Source organism: Pseudomonas sp. R2-37-08W, assembly GCF_003851705.1.
Classification (GTDB): domain Bacteria; phylum Pseudomonadota; class Gammaproteobacteria; order Pseudomonadales; family Pseudomonadaceae; genus Aquipseudomonas.
In genome coordinates this window covers 3,048,643-3,062,604 of the sequence record NZ_CP027728.1, presented here as the reverse complement: position 1 = coordinate 3,062,604, position 13,962 = coordinate 3,048,643, and the positions used below count along the sequence as shown (strand labels likewise).

General features: G+C 62.1%; 12 protein-coding genes and 1 pseudogene. 9 read left to right on the top strand and 4 right to left on the bottom strand.

The genetic code is table 11. From position 1 onward, the window contains the following. Positions 1-5: 5 nt before the first annotated feature. Positions 6-908, bottom strand: a complete 903-nt coding sequence (locus C4J93_RS14035; protein ID WP_124429672.1) for a LysR family transcriptional regulator — start codon at positions 906-908, stop codon at positions 6-8. Positions 909-1,007: 99 nt separating this feature from the next. On the opposite strand from C4J93_RS14035, the pseudogene C4J93_RS14030 reads away from it, so the two are divergent. Next, positions 1,008-1,711: pseudogene (locus C4J93_RS14030) on the top strand (SDR family oxidoreductase). 21 nt (positions 1,712-1,732) lie between these two features. Here C4J93_RS14030 and C4J93_RS14025 read toward each other — a convergent pair. Beyond that, positions 1,733-3,043 carry an MFS transporter gene (locus C4J93_RS14025; RefSeq protein WP_124429671.1) on the bottom strand — a complete coding sequence of 437 codons (1,311 nt, stop codon included), beginning with the start codon at positions 3,041-3,043 and terminating at the stop codon, positions 1,733-1,735. A 161-nt stretch (positions 3,044-3,204) separates the two neighbouring features. On the opposite strand from C4J93_RS14025, the gene C4J93_RS14020 reads away from it, so the two are divergent. The 3 genes from C4J93_RS14020 to C4J93_RS14005 all read left to right on the top strand — a co-directional run bounded on the left by C4J93_RS14020 (position 3,205) and on the right by C4J93_RS14005 (position 6,257). Then, entirely contained in the window at positions 3,205-4,305 is a 1,101-nt protein-coding gene (locus C4J93_RS14020) for a sugar diacid recognition domain-containing protein (protein ID WP_124429670.1), read from the top strand. A gap of 97 nt (positions 4,306-4,402) precedes the next feature. Beyond that, entirely contained in the window at positions 4,403-5,545 is a 1,143-nt protein-coding gene (locus tag C4J93_RS14015; RefSeq protein ID WP_124429669.1) for a glycerate kinase, read from the top strand. 199 nt (positions 5,546-5,744) lie between these two features. After that, positions 5,745-6,257, top strand: coding sequence for a GNAT family N-acetyltransferase (locus tag C4J93_RS14005; RefSeq protein ID WP_124362955.1), 513 nt, complete (start codon positions 5,745-5,747; stop codon positions 6,255-6,257). Here the strand turns inward: C4J93_RS14005 and C4J93_RS14000 are convergent. Next, positions 6,254-6,946 (bottom strand): aspartate/glutamate racemase family protein, encoded by a 693-nt coding sequence (locus C4J93_RS14000; RefSeq protein ID WP_124429667.1) that lies wholly within the window; start codon positions 6,944-6,946, stop codon positions 6,254-6,256. The two genes, C4J93_RS14005 and C4J93_RS14000, sit on opposite strands and share 4 nt — an antisense overlap. A gap of 255 nt (positions 6,947-7,201) precedes the next feature. Here C4J93_RS14000 and C4J93_RS13995 point away from each other — a divergent pair, with 255 nt between their 5' ends. The 5 genes from C4J93_RS13995 to C4J93_RS13975 all read left to right on the top strand — a co-directional run bounded on the left by C4J93_RS13995 (position 7,202) and on the right by C4J93_RS13975 (position 12,447). Then, positions 7,202-9,424 carry a cytochrome P450 gene (locus tag C4J93_RS13995; protein ID WP_124429666.1) on the top strand — a complete coding sequence of 741 codons (2,223 nt, stop codon included), beginning with the start codon at positions 7,202-7,204 and terminating at the stop codon, positions 9,422-9,424. Beyond that, positions 9,421-10,218 (top strand): trans-aconitate 2-methyltransferase, encoded by a 798-nt coding sequence (locus C4J93_RS13990; protein ID WP_124429665.1) that lies wholly within the window; start codon positions 9,421-9,423, stop codon positions 10,216-10,218. The genes C4J93_RS13995 and C4J93_RS13990 overlap by 4 nt, the downstream gene beginning before the upstream one ends. Positions 10,219-10,258: 40 nt before the next feature. Then, positions 10,259-10,801, top strand: a complete 543-nt coding sequence (gene idi / locus C4J93_RS13985) for an isopentenyl-diphosphate Delta-isomerase (RefSeq protein ID WP_124429664.1) — start codon at positions 10,259-10,261, stop codon at positions 10,799-10,801. Between the two features lie 112 nt (positions 10,802-10,913). Further along, complete coding sequence (locus tag C4J93_RS13980; protein ID WP_124429663.1) at positions 10,914-11,408, top strand: hypothetical protein; 495 nt, start codon at positions 10,914-10,916, stop codon at positions 11,406-11,408. A gap of 367 nt (positions 11,409-11,775) precedes the next feature. Next, a complete protein-coding gene (locus C4J93_RS13975) occupies positions 11,776-12,447 on the top strand; it encodes a DUF3313 domain-containing protein (RefSeq protein ID WP_124429662.1) in 672 nt (223 codons plus the stop codon). 54 nt (positions 12,448-12,501) lie between these two features. Here C4J93_RS13975 and C4J93_RS13970 read toward each other — a convergent pair whose 3' ends face one another. Next, positions 12,502-13,896, bottom strand: a complete 1,395-nt coding sequence (locus C4J93_RS13970) for a DUF1254 domain-containing protein (protein ID WP_124429661.1) — start codon at positions 13,894-13,896, stop codon at positions 12,502-12,504. Between the last annotated feature and the right edge of the window lie 66 nt (positions 13,897-13,962).

Sequence of the window (13,962 nt, the reverse complement as noted above, 5' to 3'; positions counted from 1 at the left end):
TTTCTTCATGCGCTCAGCAACGCCTGGCAGCGCTCCTGTAAAAAACGCTGCAGCACCTTCACCCGTTCCGATACCTGCAGACGATGGGGGCACATCAGGTTGAAGGGCGCAGGTTCGCCTTGCCATCCATCAAACAATGCCACCAGCCGGCCGGCGGCAAGGTCGCCCACCACATCGAGCCGGGCCTTATAGGCGATGCCGTGCCCGGCCAGGGCCCAACGGCGCACGACCTCGCCGTCGTCGCTGAGAAAGTCGCCGCTGACCTCGACCTCTTCCACTTGCGTGCCCTGGCGAAAGCGCCAGGTCTTGCTGACTTGACCTTGGCGCATGTAGCGCAACGCGCTGTGCCGTGACAGCTGCGCGGGGTGCTGCGGCGTGCCGTGGCGCGCCAGGTAGGCGGGGCTGGCGCAGGCGACGCGATGGTGGTCGCAGACAATAGGCAACGCGACCAGGCTGGAATCCTGCGGCACGCCAAAACGCAGGGCGATGTCGACGGTTTCGCGAAACAGGTCGGCGTTGCTGTCGTTGAGCATCAGTTGCAGGCGGATGTTCGGGTGTTCGGCCTTGAAGGCGTCCAGCCAGCCCAGCACCACATTGCGCCCCAAATCCGAGGGTGCCGCCACTTGCAGTAAACCGGTCAGGCCCTGGCTTTGCTGCTTGAGCGCCTGTTCACCCTCATTCAATGCGGCCAGCGCAACACGCACGCTGTCCAGATAACGCCGGCCTTCCTCGGTCAGCCGCATGCTGCGGGTGGAGCGGGCGAACAAGCGCAGGCCCAGGCGGGTTTCCAGGCGCTTGAGGGCAATACTGGCCGCTGCCGGGGTCAGGCCAAGCCCGCGTGCCGCAGCAGACAGGCTGCCCGCATCGGCGGTGCGCACGAACACTTCGAGGTCCAGGATCGAGCTCATTTGTAAAATTCCTTTAAAGATCTTGTCGTTTTACCGGGATTTTTCTCCGATTACCAAGCGTGGAAGATGAACGCTCACTTCCTCAACCGGACATTTCCCATGACAACGTCTCTTCGCGGCAAAACCATTATCGTGATCGGCGGCAGCAGCGGCATCGGTGCAGCCGTCGCCAAAGCGGCGGCCGAGCGGGGTGCGCAGGTAGTGGTGGCGGGGCGCCGCCTGACCTCGGCGCAGCACGACGGCATGCGCAGCGAGCCGGTGGATGTCAGCGACAGCGCATCCTTGCAACGCCTGTTCGAAACAGTGGGGCACTTTGATCATCTGGTTTACACATCAGGCCCTTCGGTCAACGCCAAAACCCTGATCGACACCGACCTGGACGAAGCCCAGGCCAACTTCAATGTGAAACTCTGGGGCGCGTTGCGTGCGATTCAACAGGCACTGCCGTTTCTGCATGAGCACGGCAGCATCAGCCTGACCTCCGGCCAGTTGGGGCGCAAATTGGTTGCGGGACAGTTCATCAAGGTCGGCATCAATGCCGCCACCGAAGCGCTGGGCAAGCAGCTGGCCAAGGAACTGGCGCCGCGCCGCGTCAACGTGATCAGCCCGGCGTGATCGACACGCCGGCGTACGCCGGGCTTGGTGAAGAGCAGCGCCTGGCGATGTTCGCCAAGGCCGGTGGGGCCTTGCCGGTTGGGCGCGTCGGGCAGGCGCAGGAAGTGGCGGCAGGGTATGTGCTGGCCATGGAAAACGGCTTCATGACCGGCGCCGTGATCGATATCGACGGCGGCGGTTTGCTGTAACAGCGTCCAGTGTGGGGCGCTTTATGCCTTCAAGGTGCGTGTCATACGCAACGCCAATACACTGCCGGCCACGATGACCGCCGCCAGCAAGTACAGCGCCACATCCGTGGACCCCGTCGCATCCTTCACGAACCCGACGATGTAGGGGCTGAGAAACCCGGCCATCTGGCCCATGGAGTTGATCAATGCCAGCCCACCCGCCGCCGCGCCCGCGCTGAGCATGGCGGTGGGCACCGGCCAGAACATCGGCAGGCCGGTGAGGGCGCCCATGGTGGCGATGGTCAGGCCGAGAATGGCGATAGCCGGGGTGGTAGCGAAATTCACCGCGATCACCAGGCCAATCGCGCCCATCAGCATCGGTACCACCAAGTGCCAGCGGCGTTCCTTGCGCAAGTCTGCGGAACGGCCCACCAGCAACATGAAGACTGCGGCCAGCAGGTACGGGATCGCACTGAGCCAGCCGATCACCAGGTTATCGCTGAACCCCAGGTTCTTGATGATCGACGGCAGCCAGAAGTTGATCGCGTAGACGCCGCTCTGGATGCAGAAATAAATCAGGCCGAACGCCCAGATTGCCGGGTTCTTGAACACCTCGGCCAGGGAGTCGGTGGTGGTTTTCGGTTTGTTCGCAAGATCGGTGGCCTGGTCGGCTTCCAGTACCGCGCGTTCGTGGGGCTTGAGCCACTTGGCGTGGGCGAAGCTGTCACTGAGCAGGAAGTAGGCGAGGGCGCCGAGGATCACGGTGGGAATGCCTTGCAACAGGAACATCCACTGCCAACCGGCGAGGCCGCCTTGACCGGCCGCAAAGTGGTTGAGAATCCAGCCGGAGAACGGGCTGCCGAGCAGGCCGGAGACCGGAATCGCGGACATGAACAGCGCCATGATCCGGCCTCGGCGAAATGTCGGGAACCACTGCGAGAGGTACAGCACCACACCGGGAAAGAACCCCGCCTCGGCGGCACCGGTGAACAGACGCAAGGTGTAGAAATGCGTTGGCGTGGTCACGAACAACAGGCAGGTGGACAAGGTGCCCCACACGATCATCATCAGCGCTATCCAGCGCCTTGGCCCGAACCGGGTCAGCGCCAGGTTGCTCGGCACGCCACACAGCACGTAGCCGATAAAGAAGATTCCGGCACCCAGGCCGTACACGGTTTCACTGAATTTCAACGCGTCGAGCATCTGCAACTTGGCAAAGCCAACGTTCACCCGGTCAAGGTAGTTGAACAGGTAGCAGATAAAGATGAAGGGGATCAGGCGCAGGGTAACGCGCTTGTAGATGGCGTTTTTATCGTCATCGGTGGCCAGTGCTGCGGCGGCGCTCTGTGACATGGCGAGTCTCTCTTTATTATGTTTTTTAGCGATGCGAGGGTAACGTTGATCGCCCAAACAGTCTCGGCGACGCGATGGGCAACTGTCTTTGTGCTTGCGCACAGCCAGGCCCGCTTTGCGCTGTGCCGGTGACCAATTCGCTTTGGAAGGAAAATAGCCCCATGTTCGAGCTGGATCATGAGCTGGCACAGGATATCGTCGATCGCACCATGGCGATCCTGCCCTACAACGTCAACGTTATGGACAACCAGGGCCTGATCCTCGGCAGCGGCGAACCGGAGCGCATCAACACCCGCCACGAAGGCGCCCAACTGGTGCTGGCGAACGGGCGCGTGGTGGAAATCGATGGGCAGACCGCCAAGCACCTCAAGGGTGTGCTGCCTGGCATCAACTTGCCGCTGATGCATGATCAGCGCCTGATCGGTGTGCTGGGTATCACCGGTGAACCCCAAGGCCTGCGCACCTACGCCGAACTGGTGCGCATGACCGCCGAGATGCTGGTCAGTCAGCGCCACCAGCAGGCCGAGCAGCAGTGGCGGCGCCAGCGCTGTGACGACCTGCTGGCATTGCTGCTGGCCGATACCGGTGACTCGCCGCGCCTGGTCGACGAAGCGCAACAACTGGGCCTCAAGCCGCAACTGGCGCGTACGCCTTACCTGTTCGAACTGGGCGCGGGGCAGTCGGCCGAAGCCTTGAGTGCCTGGCTGACGTCGCGTTATCCGGACAGTTGGTGCGTCAGTTCAGCGCCGTTGTCGCTGTTGTGGTGTCGACCCGCGTCAGTGCAGATCGATAACCCGCGCCTGCTGGAAAAGCTCGACGGCCTGGGCTGGACTGTCTTGCGGGTCGCCGTAGGCGGGCAGGCGCAAGGTTTGGCCGGGTTGCGCAGGTGCTATCGCCGTGTCAGCGATTTGCTGGCCTACGGTCGCGATATCCTGCCGCATTCGCGCCTGTTGATCCTCAACCGCTATCGTCTGCCGGTCATGCTCTGGCGCCATCGTAACGACGATGCCCTGGATGAATTGCTCAACCCGCTGCGCAAAGTCCTCGCCAAGGACAACAATGGTCAACTGCTGGCCACGCTACGCGCATGGTGCGACCACGACGGGCAAAGCCAGGCCTGTGCCGATGCCCTGGGGATTCACCGCAACAGCCTGCGCTACCGCATGGAGCGGATTGCCGAACTGAGCGGTGTCGACCCGCTGAGCCTGGATGGCATGCTGGCGCTGTACCTGGGCGTGCAACTGTTGCCCCAGGCTTTGTAAAAATGAACAACAAACCTCAGCTGCACTTGTGCACCGGACCGGCGTCATTGGCGATGCCAACTGGCAGCATGGGCGTTATAAAAACCGGAGAACGCCCATGAAAATCATCATCGCCCCCGACTCGTTCAAGGACAGCCTGAGTGCCGAAGGGGTCGCCCAGGCGATTGCGCAAGGGTTGGCTCAGGTCTGGCCTGACGCACAGCTGGTGCAATGCCCGATGGCGGACGGCGGTGAGGGGACGGTCGAAGCAGTGCTCGCCGCGTGTAACGGCCAATTGCGCAGCCAGGCCGTGCGCGGGCCAATGGGCGATACGGTGCAGGCGCATTGGGGCTGGTTGGCCGACAGCCACACCGCAATCATCGAAATGGCTGAGGCCAGTGGCCTGCAGTTGGTCGCACCGGGCCAGCGCGACGCCTGCTCCAGCAGCACGTATGGCACCGGCGAGCTGATCCGCGCCGCACTCGACCAGGGCGCCCGGCGCATTATCCTGGCGATCGGTGGCAGTGCCACCAACGATGGCGGCGCAGGTGCGATGCAAGCGCTCGGCGTGCAGTTGCTCGACGCCCAGAACCAGCCCTTGGCACCCGGTGGCTTGGCGTTGAGCGGCCTGGCGCGTATTAACCTGGAAAACCTCGACCCACGCCTGGCGCGGGTCTGCTTCGAAATCGCGGCGGACGTGAACAACCCGCTATGCGGTCCCCACGGCGCCTCGGCGATTTTCGGCCCGCAAAAAGGCGCCAACCCCGAACAGGTGCAGCAGCTGGACGCCGCCCTTGGTCATTTTGCCGACCACTGCGCCAGGGTGCTGGCCCAGGACGTGCGTGACGAACCCGCCAGCGGCGCCGCTGGCGGCTTGGGGTTCGCCGCCAAGGCATTCCTCGGCGCGCAGTTCCGCGCCGGCGTTGAAGTGGTGGCCGAGCTGGTTGGCCTCGACGCTGTGGTGCGTGGCGCCGACCTGGTCATCACCGGCGAAGGCCGCTTCGATGCCCAGACCCTGCGCGGGAAAACCCCGTTTGGCGTGGCGCGTATTGCCCGGCAACACAATGTCCCGGTGATCGTGATCGCCGGAACCCTGGGCGATGGCTACGAGCAGATGTACGCCCACGGCGTGGACGCCGCGTTTGCGTTGCCCTCGGGGCCGATGAGTCTTGCCCAGGCATGCAGCGAGGCGCCGCGTTTGTTGCGTGAGCGGGCCTCGGATATTGCCAGGGTGTGGCGCTTGGCACGACCTGTCGCTTAAATGCCTTTTGTAGGAGCGAGCTTGCTCGCGAAAAACCTCCAGGCAACGCGTTCATTCTGAATAAACGCGGAGGCCCGGGGTTTTTCGCGAGCAAGCTCGCTCCTACAGGTCAGCGTGTTTTCCGTAGGCTGCTACAACGTCGCTTCGATGCCTATGCCCTACACTAGACGGCCACTTGTCTTTCAAAGGATGAAATACGATGCACACCCCCGAGCCCCATATCGTGATCCAGCGTTTCACCGAGGCCCATCTTGAGGGTGTCGCTGCGCTCTATAACGAACCGGCGGTATGCCGTCAGGTGCTGCAAATGCCTTTTCAGTCAGTGGAAGCGTGGCGCAAGCGCCTGGTAATGGATAACGAACGCCGTTTGCAACTGGTGGCGGTGCACGGCGGCGAAGTGATTGGTCAATTGGGGTTGGAACAGTACCTGCGCGTGCGCCAGGCGCATGTGGGGTCGCTCGGCATGGGGGTGGCGACGGCCTGGCAGGGTAAGGGCGTGGGTTCGAAGTTGCTGACGGCCGCGCTGGATGTGGCTGACAACTGGATGAACCTGCATCGCGTAGAACTCACGGTGTACGCCGACAACGAGGCGGCGCACAACCTGTACCGCAAATTCGGCTTCGAGGTCGAAGGCTGTTTGCGCGATTACGCCCTGCGTGACGGTGTGTTCGTCGACACCTTGAGCATGGCGCGCCTGCGCACGCCGGTTTAGTCCTCCAGTGCAAACGCCACCGCAGCCCGCGCATGCAGCTCGGTGGTGTCCAGCAGCGGCAGGTCGCAGTGCTCGGGCTTGATCAGCAGGCTGATTTCCGTACAGCCAAGAATCACCGCCTGGGCACCGCGCGCGGCCAGGGACTCGATCACCCGCTGGTAGACGGCGCGTGATTCGGCGCTGATCACCCCCACACACAACTCTTCATAGATGATCCGGTGCACCGCCTTGCGTTCGTCCGCATCCGGTACCAGTACGGTCAGGCCCTGTGCGGCCAGGCGGGACTTGAGGAAGTCCTGTTCCATGGTGAATGCAGTGCCGAGCAACCCCACGGTCAAGGTGCCCGCCTGTACGGCGGCAGCGCCCGCCGCATCGGCGATATGCAGGAAGGGAATCGACACCGCCGCCTCGATACGCGGCGCCACCCGGTGCATGGTGTTGGTACACAGCACCACACACTCGGCGCCCCCGGCCTGCAAACGGCGCGCGGCGTCTTCCAGGATCAGCGCGGTATCGTCCCAGCGCCCGGCGTGCTGGGCCTGTTCCACCGGGCCGAAGTCCACGCTGTACATCAACAGTTGCGCCGAACGCAGCGGGCCGAGCCGGTCGCGTACTTGCTGGTTGATGAGGCGGTAATACTCGGCGCTGGACTCCCAGCTCATGCCGCCGATAAGGCCGATGGTGCGCATGCGATGCTCCGGGCAGGGAATGTGGATTCCACCATACTCACCGAACGCGCATTAGTCATGTGCAGTTGCCGGCCAATCCACCAGTGCAGTTCATGCAATGTTGATGACCGGTCACTGCTCACGATGGCGATAGACCTTTTCCTACGCTCCAGAGCTGCCTTTACTAGATGAATAGTCAGACTCCCCTCACACCCTGATGGGGTTGGTTTTCTGTAAGGTCGTTCTTAATGAAAGTTCATTCAAGAGGAGTTCATCATGGCACCGCCACACTGCGAGGACGACCCCGGCCCCAGCCACAGAGATCACCCACCGCCGCCCCTCATCATCCCCGAGATTCAGTTTCCTTTCGCCGGTCCGCCGCCACGCTCCGACAGCGAGCAGTTGCGCGCGCATGCCCTCGCCTGGGCGCAGCGATACGGCTTGATCGGCCGCCGTGGTGCGCATCGATTGAGTACCACGGCGCTGCTCGACCTGGGGCTGGCATTATGCGGAAGGGCGCCCACGGACCGGGCCGAGATCCTGGTGTGCTGGTACCTGTGGGCGCTCACGCTGGATGACCGTATCGACGATGGGCCCTGGGCGGAAAACGGAGCATTGGAAGGTTTCATCGCCTCGGTGCAGACGCTGACCGAAAGCAGCGGCGCTGCTTCCTCAGGCCAAAGCAGCCGGTTCGAGGACCCGATGCTCGCCGTTCTGGTTGATGATCTTTGGCCGCGGACCCGGAGCTGGGGCGGCGACCGTTGGCGGGCCCGGCTGGTGCGACATCTGATCCAGCATTTGCGTGCGCAGGCAACGCTGGTGCACGTGCGGGAAACCGACACAGCGCTCACATTGGCCGACTATCTGCCGTTGCGCCGGGATTCGTTCGGCGCACTGTTCTTCTTTGATCTCATCGATGGGGCCGAAACCCTCGATCCGTATGCGTCCCCAGAGGATGTTCAAGCGTGGAGCACGATGCGTGAGCACGCTGCCGATATCATCGCCTGGACCAACGATATCCACTCGATTGCCAAGGATGTGGTGTGTGGTGAGCGCTTCAACCTGGTGTCGGTACTCGCAGCCTGCGCTGGCATGGATTGGCCCGCCGCGATCGAATCCGCCCATCAGATGATAAACACGGCAGTGGCGCAGTTCACGGCGCTCGCTGCCGAGCCGGCGCGCCACCCGCCGAGCGCGGCGACCGACCCGGACCGGCTGCGTCAGGTTGTGCGGGCGGCAGGCGACTGGCACCGCAGCGTCTCTCGTTATCTGCTGCATGCCGCCGACTCTGCGGCCCGGAACAATCAGCAAGTGGACCTGAAACTTATCCCTCCGACGCTCAAATCCCGGCAGTTCGAAATCGACCCATACCCGTTGTATGAGCAATTGCGTACCACGCTGCCGATCGCTTACGACGAGCCCACCGATGTGTGGCTGGTCAGCCGACATGTGGACGTCAAAGCCGCCCTGACTCATCCGGGTGCAAGCAACAATAACTACAGTTGGCAGATCGGACCGCTGCTGGGCCACACCATCGTCACGATGGACGGCTGTGAACACGCCCAGCACCGCGCGTTGCTCAGCCCTGCGTTTCGTGGCAAGGCCCCCGCGGCGCTTGAAGCTTCCATCATCGCGGTGACCACAGACTTGCTGGCGCACATGCACGGTCGCCCCCAGGTTGACCTGATCGCCGATTTCACCGCTGCGCTGCCGGTACGGGTGATGGCGCATGCACTGGGGCTGCCGGCGCAAACCTGCGCAGAGGTGGAGCGGCTGAAGCGGTGGTGCGCCATCGGTTTCGCGTATATGGGCAACTATCGACAGGACCCGGCGCTGCTGACCGGTGGATTATCCAACCGAGACAGCTTCTACGACTTTATTCAGCCCCACATTGACGCTCGACGCGCCGAACCCACGGACGACTTGATCTCGCAGCTCCTGGCGGCACGGATTGACGGCCAGCCATTGTCCGAGACGTTCGTGCGCGCTTACTGCGCGATCCTGATGACGGCGGGTAGCGAAACCAGCCACGGCGCGCTGGCGAACCTGATTGTGAATCTGCTGAGCGAACCGGGCGTCAAAGACGCGGTGATCGCTGATCCAGAGCTGATGGATAACGCCCTCGCCGAAACCCTGCGGCGCAACCCGCCGTTGCAGCTCGTGCTCCGCGAAGCCCGTGAACCGCTGCAACTGCCTTCGGGCACGATTCCGGCTGGCGCAACAATGGCCTGCCTGATTGGTTCGGCCAACCGTGATCCGGACCACTTCAGCGACCCGGACACGTTTGATCTGTCGCGCAGCGAACAGGCTACCAGCCATTTCGCCTTCGGCGCAGGCCGCCACTTCTGCCTGGGGTCGATGCTGGCGCGGTTGGAAATCACGCTCGGCGCTCGCTTGCTGCTGCAGACCTTTCCAAATGTGCGCTGGGCTCCGGGGTTCAAGCCCATTGAACGCGGTTTCCTCAATCGCTGCCCTGATCGACTGGAGGTCGTACTGTGACCCTTACCGTCAACCTCGACGAGCCCGGCTACACCAGCAGCTATCTCGCAGACCAGCACGCTGGCCAACTGGCACGGCTGCGCACCCTGGAGCGTGTCTTTGACCCGTTGAGCCAAGAGGTTTTTAATCAATTGGTGCTTCCCGACCAGCCTGCCATCCTCGATCTAGGCGCCGGGGCCGGATCGCTCGCCGGCTGGCTGAGCCAGCGATATCCCCAAGCAAGCGTCACCGCCACGGATATCGACACCCGGTTCCTTACCGATATCCCCGGTATCCGGGTGCTTACCCACAATGCCGCGACCGATGATTTTCCTGTTGCCTCCTTTGACGTGGTACATGCCAGGGCGCTGCTGTGTCACCTCGGCGAGCGTGAGGACCTATTGACGCGAGCCATCACCTGGCTGCGCCCGGGAGGCTGGTTGGTGATCGAGGACGTGAGCCTGCAGCCGAGCCTGAGCGCCGCGAACCCGTTGTTCCGAAAAGTGGCCCAGGCCGGGATTACCCTGCTGGAGCAGACCGTTGGCTCCGACATGCTTTGGGCCGCTACGCTCCCGGATCGGTTACGTGATCGGGGGCTTGCCAATGTAGGGCACCGCACCCTTGAAGGCCGTATCGGCGATAACAGCCCCGCCGACACCTTTTGGGCCGCAACCACGGCACAGGCCGGGCCAGCGTTGCTCAAACGTGGGCTACTCGAACAGGGCGACCTGGACGGCATGACCCGGCTACGGGCCGATCCCGCGTTCACTGCCGCAGCGTTGACCCTGGTCAGCGCGTGGGGACAGGTTGTCTAACAGGATCAAGGCGCCGAGCCGGTCAGCGAAGGAACTATGCATGAACAATGATGTGGTGTTGGTAGACGCGCACGATGTACCGATCGGCGTGTGTGGCAAACGCGATGCCCACCTGGGCGCGGGGCAGCTTCACCGTGCGTTTTCGGTACATTTGATCGACCGGCGCGGGCGGCATCTGCTTCAACGCCGCGCCCCAGGGAAAATGCTCTGGTCTGGGTTCTGGTCGAATGCCTGCTGCAGCCATCCGGCGCCTGGCGAGACTGTTCTGGATGCCGCGTCTCGGCGCTTGCGCGAAGAGCTGGGCATCCGGGCTGCCTGTGGGGCGCTATACAGCTTTGAGTACCATGCCCGCTTTGGCTCGATCGGCGCCGAGCACGAACTGTGTCATGTGCTGGTGGCTCGATCGGACGCTGTGGTTTCACCCGTTCCTGACGAAATCAGCGAAATCAGCTGGCTGACCCGTGCCGAAATATCAGCCCGGCTTGCTGAGCCGCACGCGTCATTTACGCCCTGGTTTCGAATGCAGTGGCGTCGCCTTCTACTGGAGCATCCTTCGTTCGATACACCGTTACCGCAGGCATGACCTGCTTGCCGCCGATTGCCGAACCAGGCGCAATCACCTTTAACCCGTACGCCTGGCACGCGCATCTGCGATGATCAGGCTTCGCAACCTGGCTCACCCAAGGAAATCCGCAATGGACGATGTACAGCAACTGGGCGAGATGCTTCGTCATTACGCCGAGAGCGAAGCGCAGAAAAAACAGCAATTCGAGCTGCAGTCGGCGCGTTGGGCGCAGAAGCTTGGCGAGTTGTTCGAGCAGATCGAACAGTGGCTGGAACCGGTCAAACGCGCTGGTTTGCTGGAGGTGCGTCGGGAAGCCTATGTCGCTAGCAGTCCGAGCGTGCCAGTGGAGGCATCGACCTTCAAGACCGAGAAGTTGAATGTGCTCATCACGGGTAAAAGCGTGGAGTTCGTGCCGGACGTGATGGGCGCGGACGGGTTTATTTCTGTTGCGGTAATGGGCCTGACCGCCGCCCGCCACGGCAGCGTGTCGCTGGTGCTGCCGGCGGATAAAAATGATTGGCTCTGGAAGAAGACAAATGGCCTGAAAGACCCGGATACCTTCGCCTTCGACGCCAATTTCCTGGCAGCGCAGTTGCAGAGCCTGATCCCCCGCGAACGCGGCTGAGCAATACTGATCATGAGGGGCGAGGCAGCCCACGACTGCCTGACTGATGCCCCGCGAACTAAATGTGGGAGGGGGCTTGCCCCCGATGGCGGCCTGACAGCCGACCAGAATGCTGGATCAGAGCGTAGATACCTATGCCCCGATGAGGGTGGGTCAGTAAATGCATCTGCTACTGACCCATCGCCATCGAGGGCAAGCCCCCTCCCACATTTAGCTCGCGGGGGCGTCAGTTGGAGAGGCTTCAGCTCCCGAGCCGTCACCGACAACCTGTGGCTTCGCCCCCCAAGGCCCATGGCCAAAATAAGCAGCCCGTTTTCCCAAGATTGGCTATACCTAGAGCTCAATCTATCGATGGGGAGCTCCAACGATGAAACTCAGGCTAATGGTCAGCATGCTGTGCGTCGCCTCGATCGGCATGGCGGGCTGCGCCAGCAAGGTCACGCAACCGGACGAATATTCGGGCTTTCTGTCGGACTACAGCCGACTCAAGGAAGCCAAGTCGCCCTCCGGAGCCGAAGTGATGCGCTGGGTCGATCCCACACTGGACCTGAACCGCTACAGCGCGGTGTACATCGAACCCACGCAGTTCTATCCCAAGCCTCAAGCCACCCCCCGGATTCCAGACAGCACCCTGCGCGGCATCAACGACTATTACAACCAGGCCCTCAAGCGTGAACTGGCCCGTTCAATGCCGTTGGCAAATGGCCCAGGCCCCGGGGTAATCGTCGTGCGCGCAGCGATTACGGCCGTCGGCAGTAAAACCGAAGGTCTCAAGCCTTACGAGTTCATTCCGGTTGCGTTTGTCGCGGCGGCGGTGAGTACCGGCACGGGGATCCGCGACCAGGAAACCACCTTGGGCACCGAGGCGCAGTTCCTTGATGGCGCCAACGGAAAAGTGATTGCCCAGGTGGTGCGCAAAGGCACAGGGGAGCCCTTGGCAAACGACACTCAGGTGATGAAGGCCGGTGATGTGAAAAGTGTCATCGATGGATGGGCATCCGACCTGCATCAGTCTTTTCTGAAGCTCAAACAGCAATGACGCATAAACGCGCGACGGGAGGCCACTGTGAGTCGACTCCCGCCGCGCGTGGTGTTACTTGAGCGGCGTCAACGGCGGCAACGTCCATTGACTGATTTCAGGCTTGGGCAGGTAAACACGCAGCACCGCGAAGAACGGCCCGGTGGGGGCGGGCAGCCAGTTGCTCTGTTCGGCCTTCGGTGGCTCATGATGCTGCAGCGCCAGGGTCAGGCCTCCGTCGGCGTCCCGCTTCAGCTCAGGCAACATGCGTGAGTTGATCAGGTAACGTTTCTTGTGGTTGGGCACCAGCAACTTGGTCTTGGCGTCGTACATGGTCAGCGACCAGAACGCATCGGCGGGTGGCAGTTGGTCCTTGGCAAAGTGCACGGTATAGCTGCGGCGTGCGCCGTTGGCCGGCTTGCCTTCGCTGTCATCGAAGTAGGTGAAGTAAACAGCTTCGTCGGTAGAGTTGCCGAAGATGCCCAGGTTGGCGCCGGCGTAACGGTACAGGTAATTGTTTTTCAGGCGGTCACGGCTGCCGAACAACTCGCCGCTGGAGACTTGGTGAGTGTCGACCTTGTCTTTCTTGAAGGCGGCGAACTCGGCCTTGCCGTCGGCAATCCCATCTTCCAGCGCTTTACGCTGTTCGGCGGTCAGCTGGTTCAGCTTAAAGGGCGCGCCGGGGGCGATGCCGATGGTGGCAAAACGCGCCAGCAGGTCCTTCTCACTGTCCTGCGGCGCCGCAAAGGCCAGCATGAAGTTCAAGTAGCGGAACAACTGCGGGCTGTCGCTCATGTTCGCCATTGGCTTGGGCCACTCGATCTTCGCCACTTTCGCCGGGGCCGCTTGTTTCACGTAGCTGCTCAGCGGCTGCACTTTGTAGCCGCTCTGGATTTGCTTGACCTTGCTCAAGTCTTTTTCATCGAACAGCTGGGTGCGATACAGCGCGTAGGCGATATTGCTTTCGCTGTAGACCACGCGGTCGATGTCGACTGGCTGCTGACCCTTCCAGTCGGGCCCCGCGATCATGTAGTGACCGCCGTTGTTGCCGGTGCTGCGCGTGCCCAGGTAGGCGATGTTGTGGGTATAGAGGTCGATCAACTGCACCGAGTAGTAGCGGTTGTCTTCGACCTTGGGCAGGGTCAGCACCAAGGGTTCCTTGCGCAAATCCATCCAGACGAAGGAGTAGGGCGTGTCCGAGTTCGGGGTCACGAACGCGGTGTCCTTGGGGGTGAAAACCTGCGCGGTATTGCCGATGTGATTGAACGCGGCCTTGTAGTTGACACCGCCTTTATCAACGGCCTGGGTGTAGAGCGTCTTGTACATCTGCACCACAGGATAGCCGTACAAATAGGCTTCCTTGGCAATGGCCCGTGCTTCGGTCGGCGTCGCCGTGAAGTCGGCCCAGGCGCTGGTGCTCAGGAGTATCGAGAGGCTCGCCAACACCAGGCGCGCGGGTTGTCCAATCATGTTGTTGCGTCCTTCCAGAGTTCGTTTGACTGACGGGGAAATGAAGGCGATGAGTTTCCTGTTTTA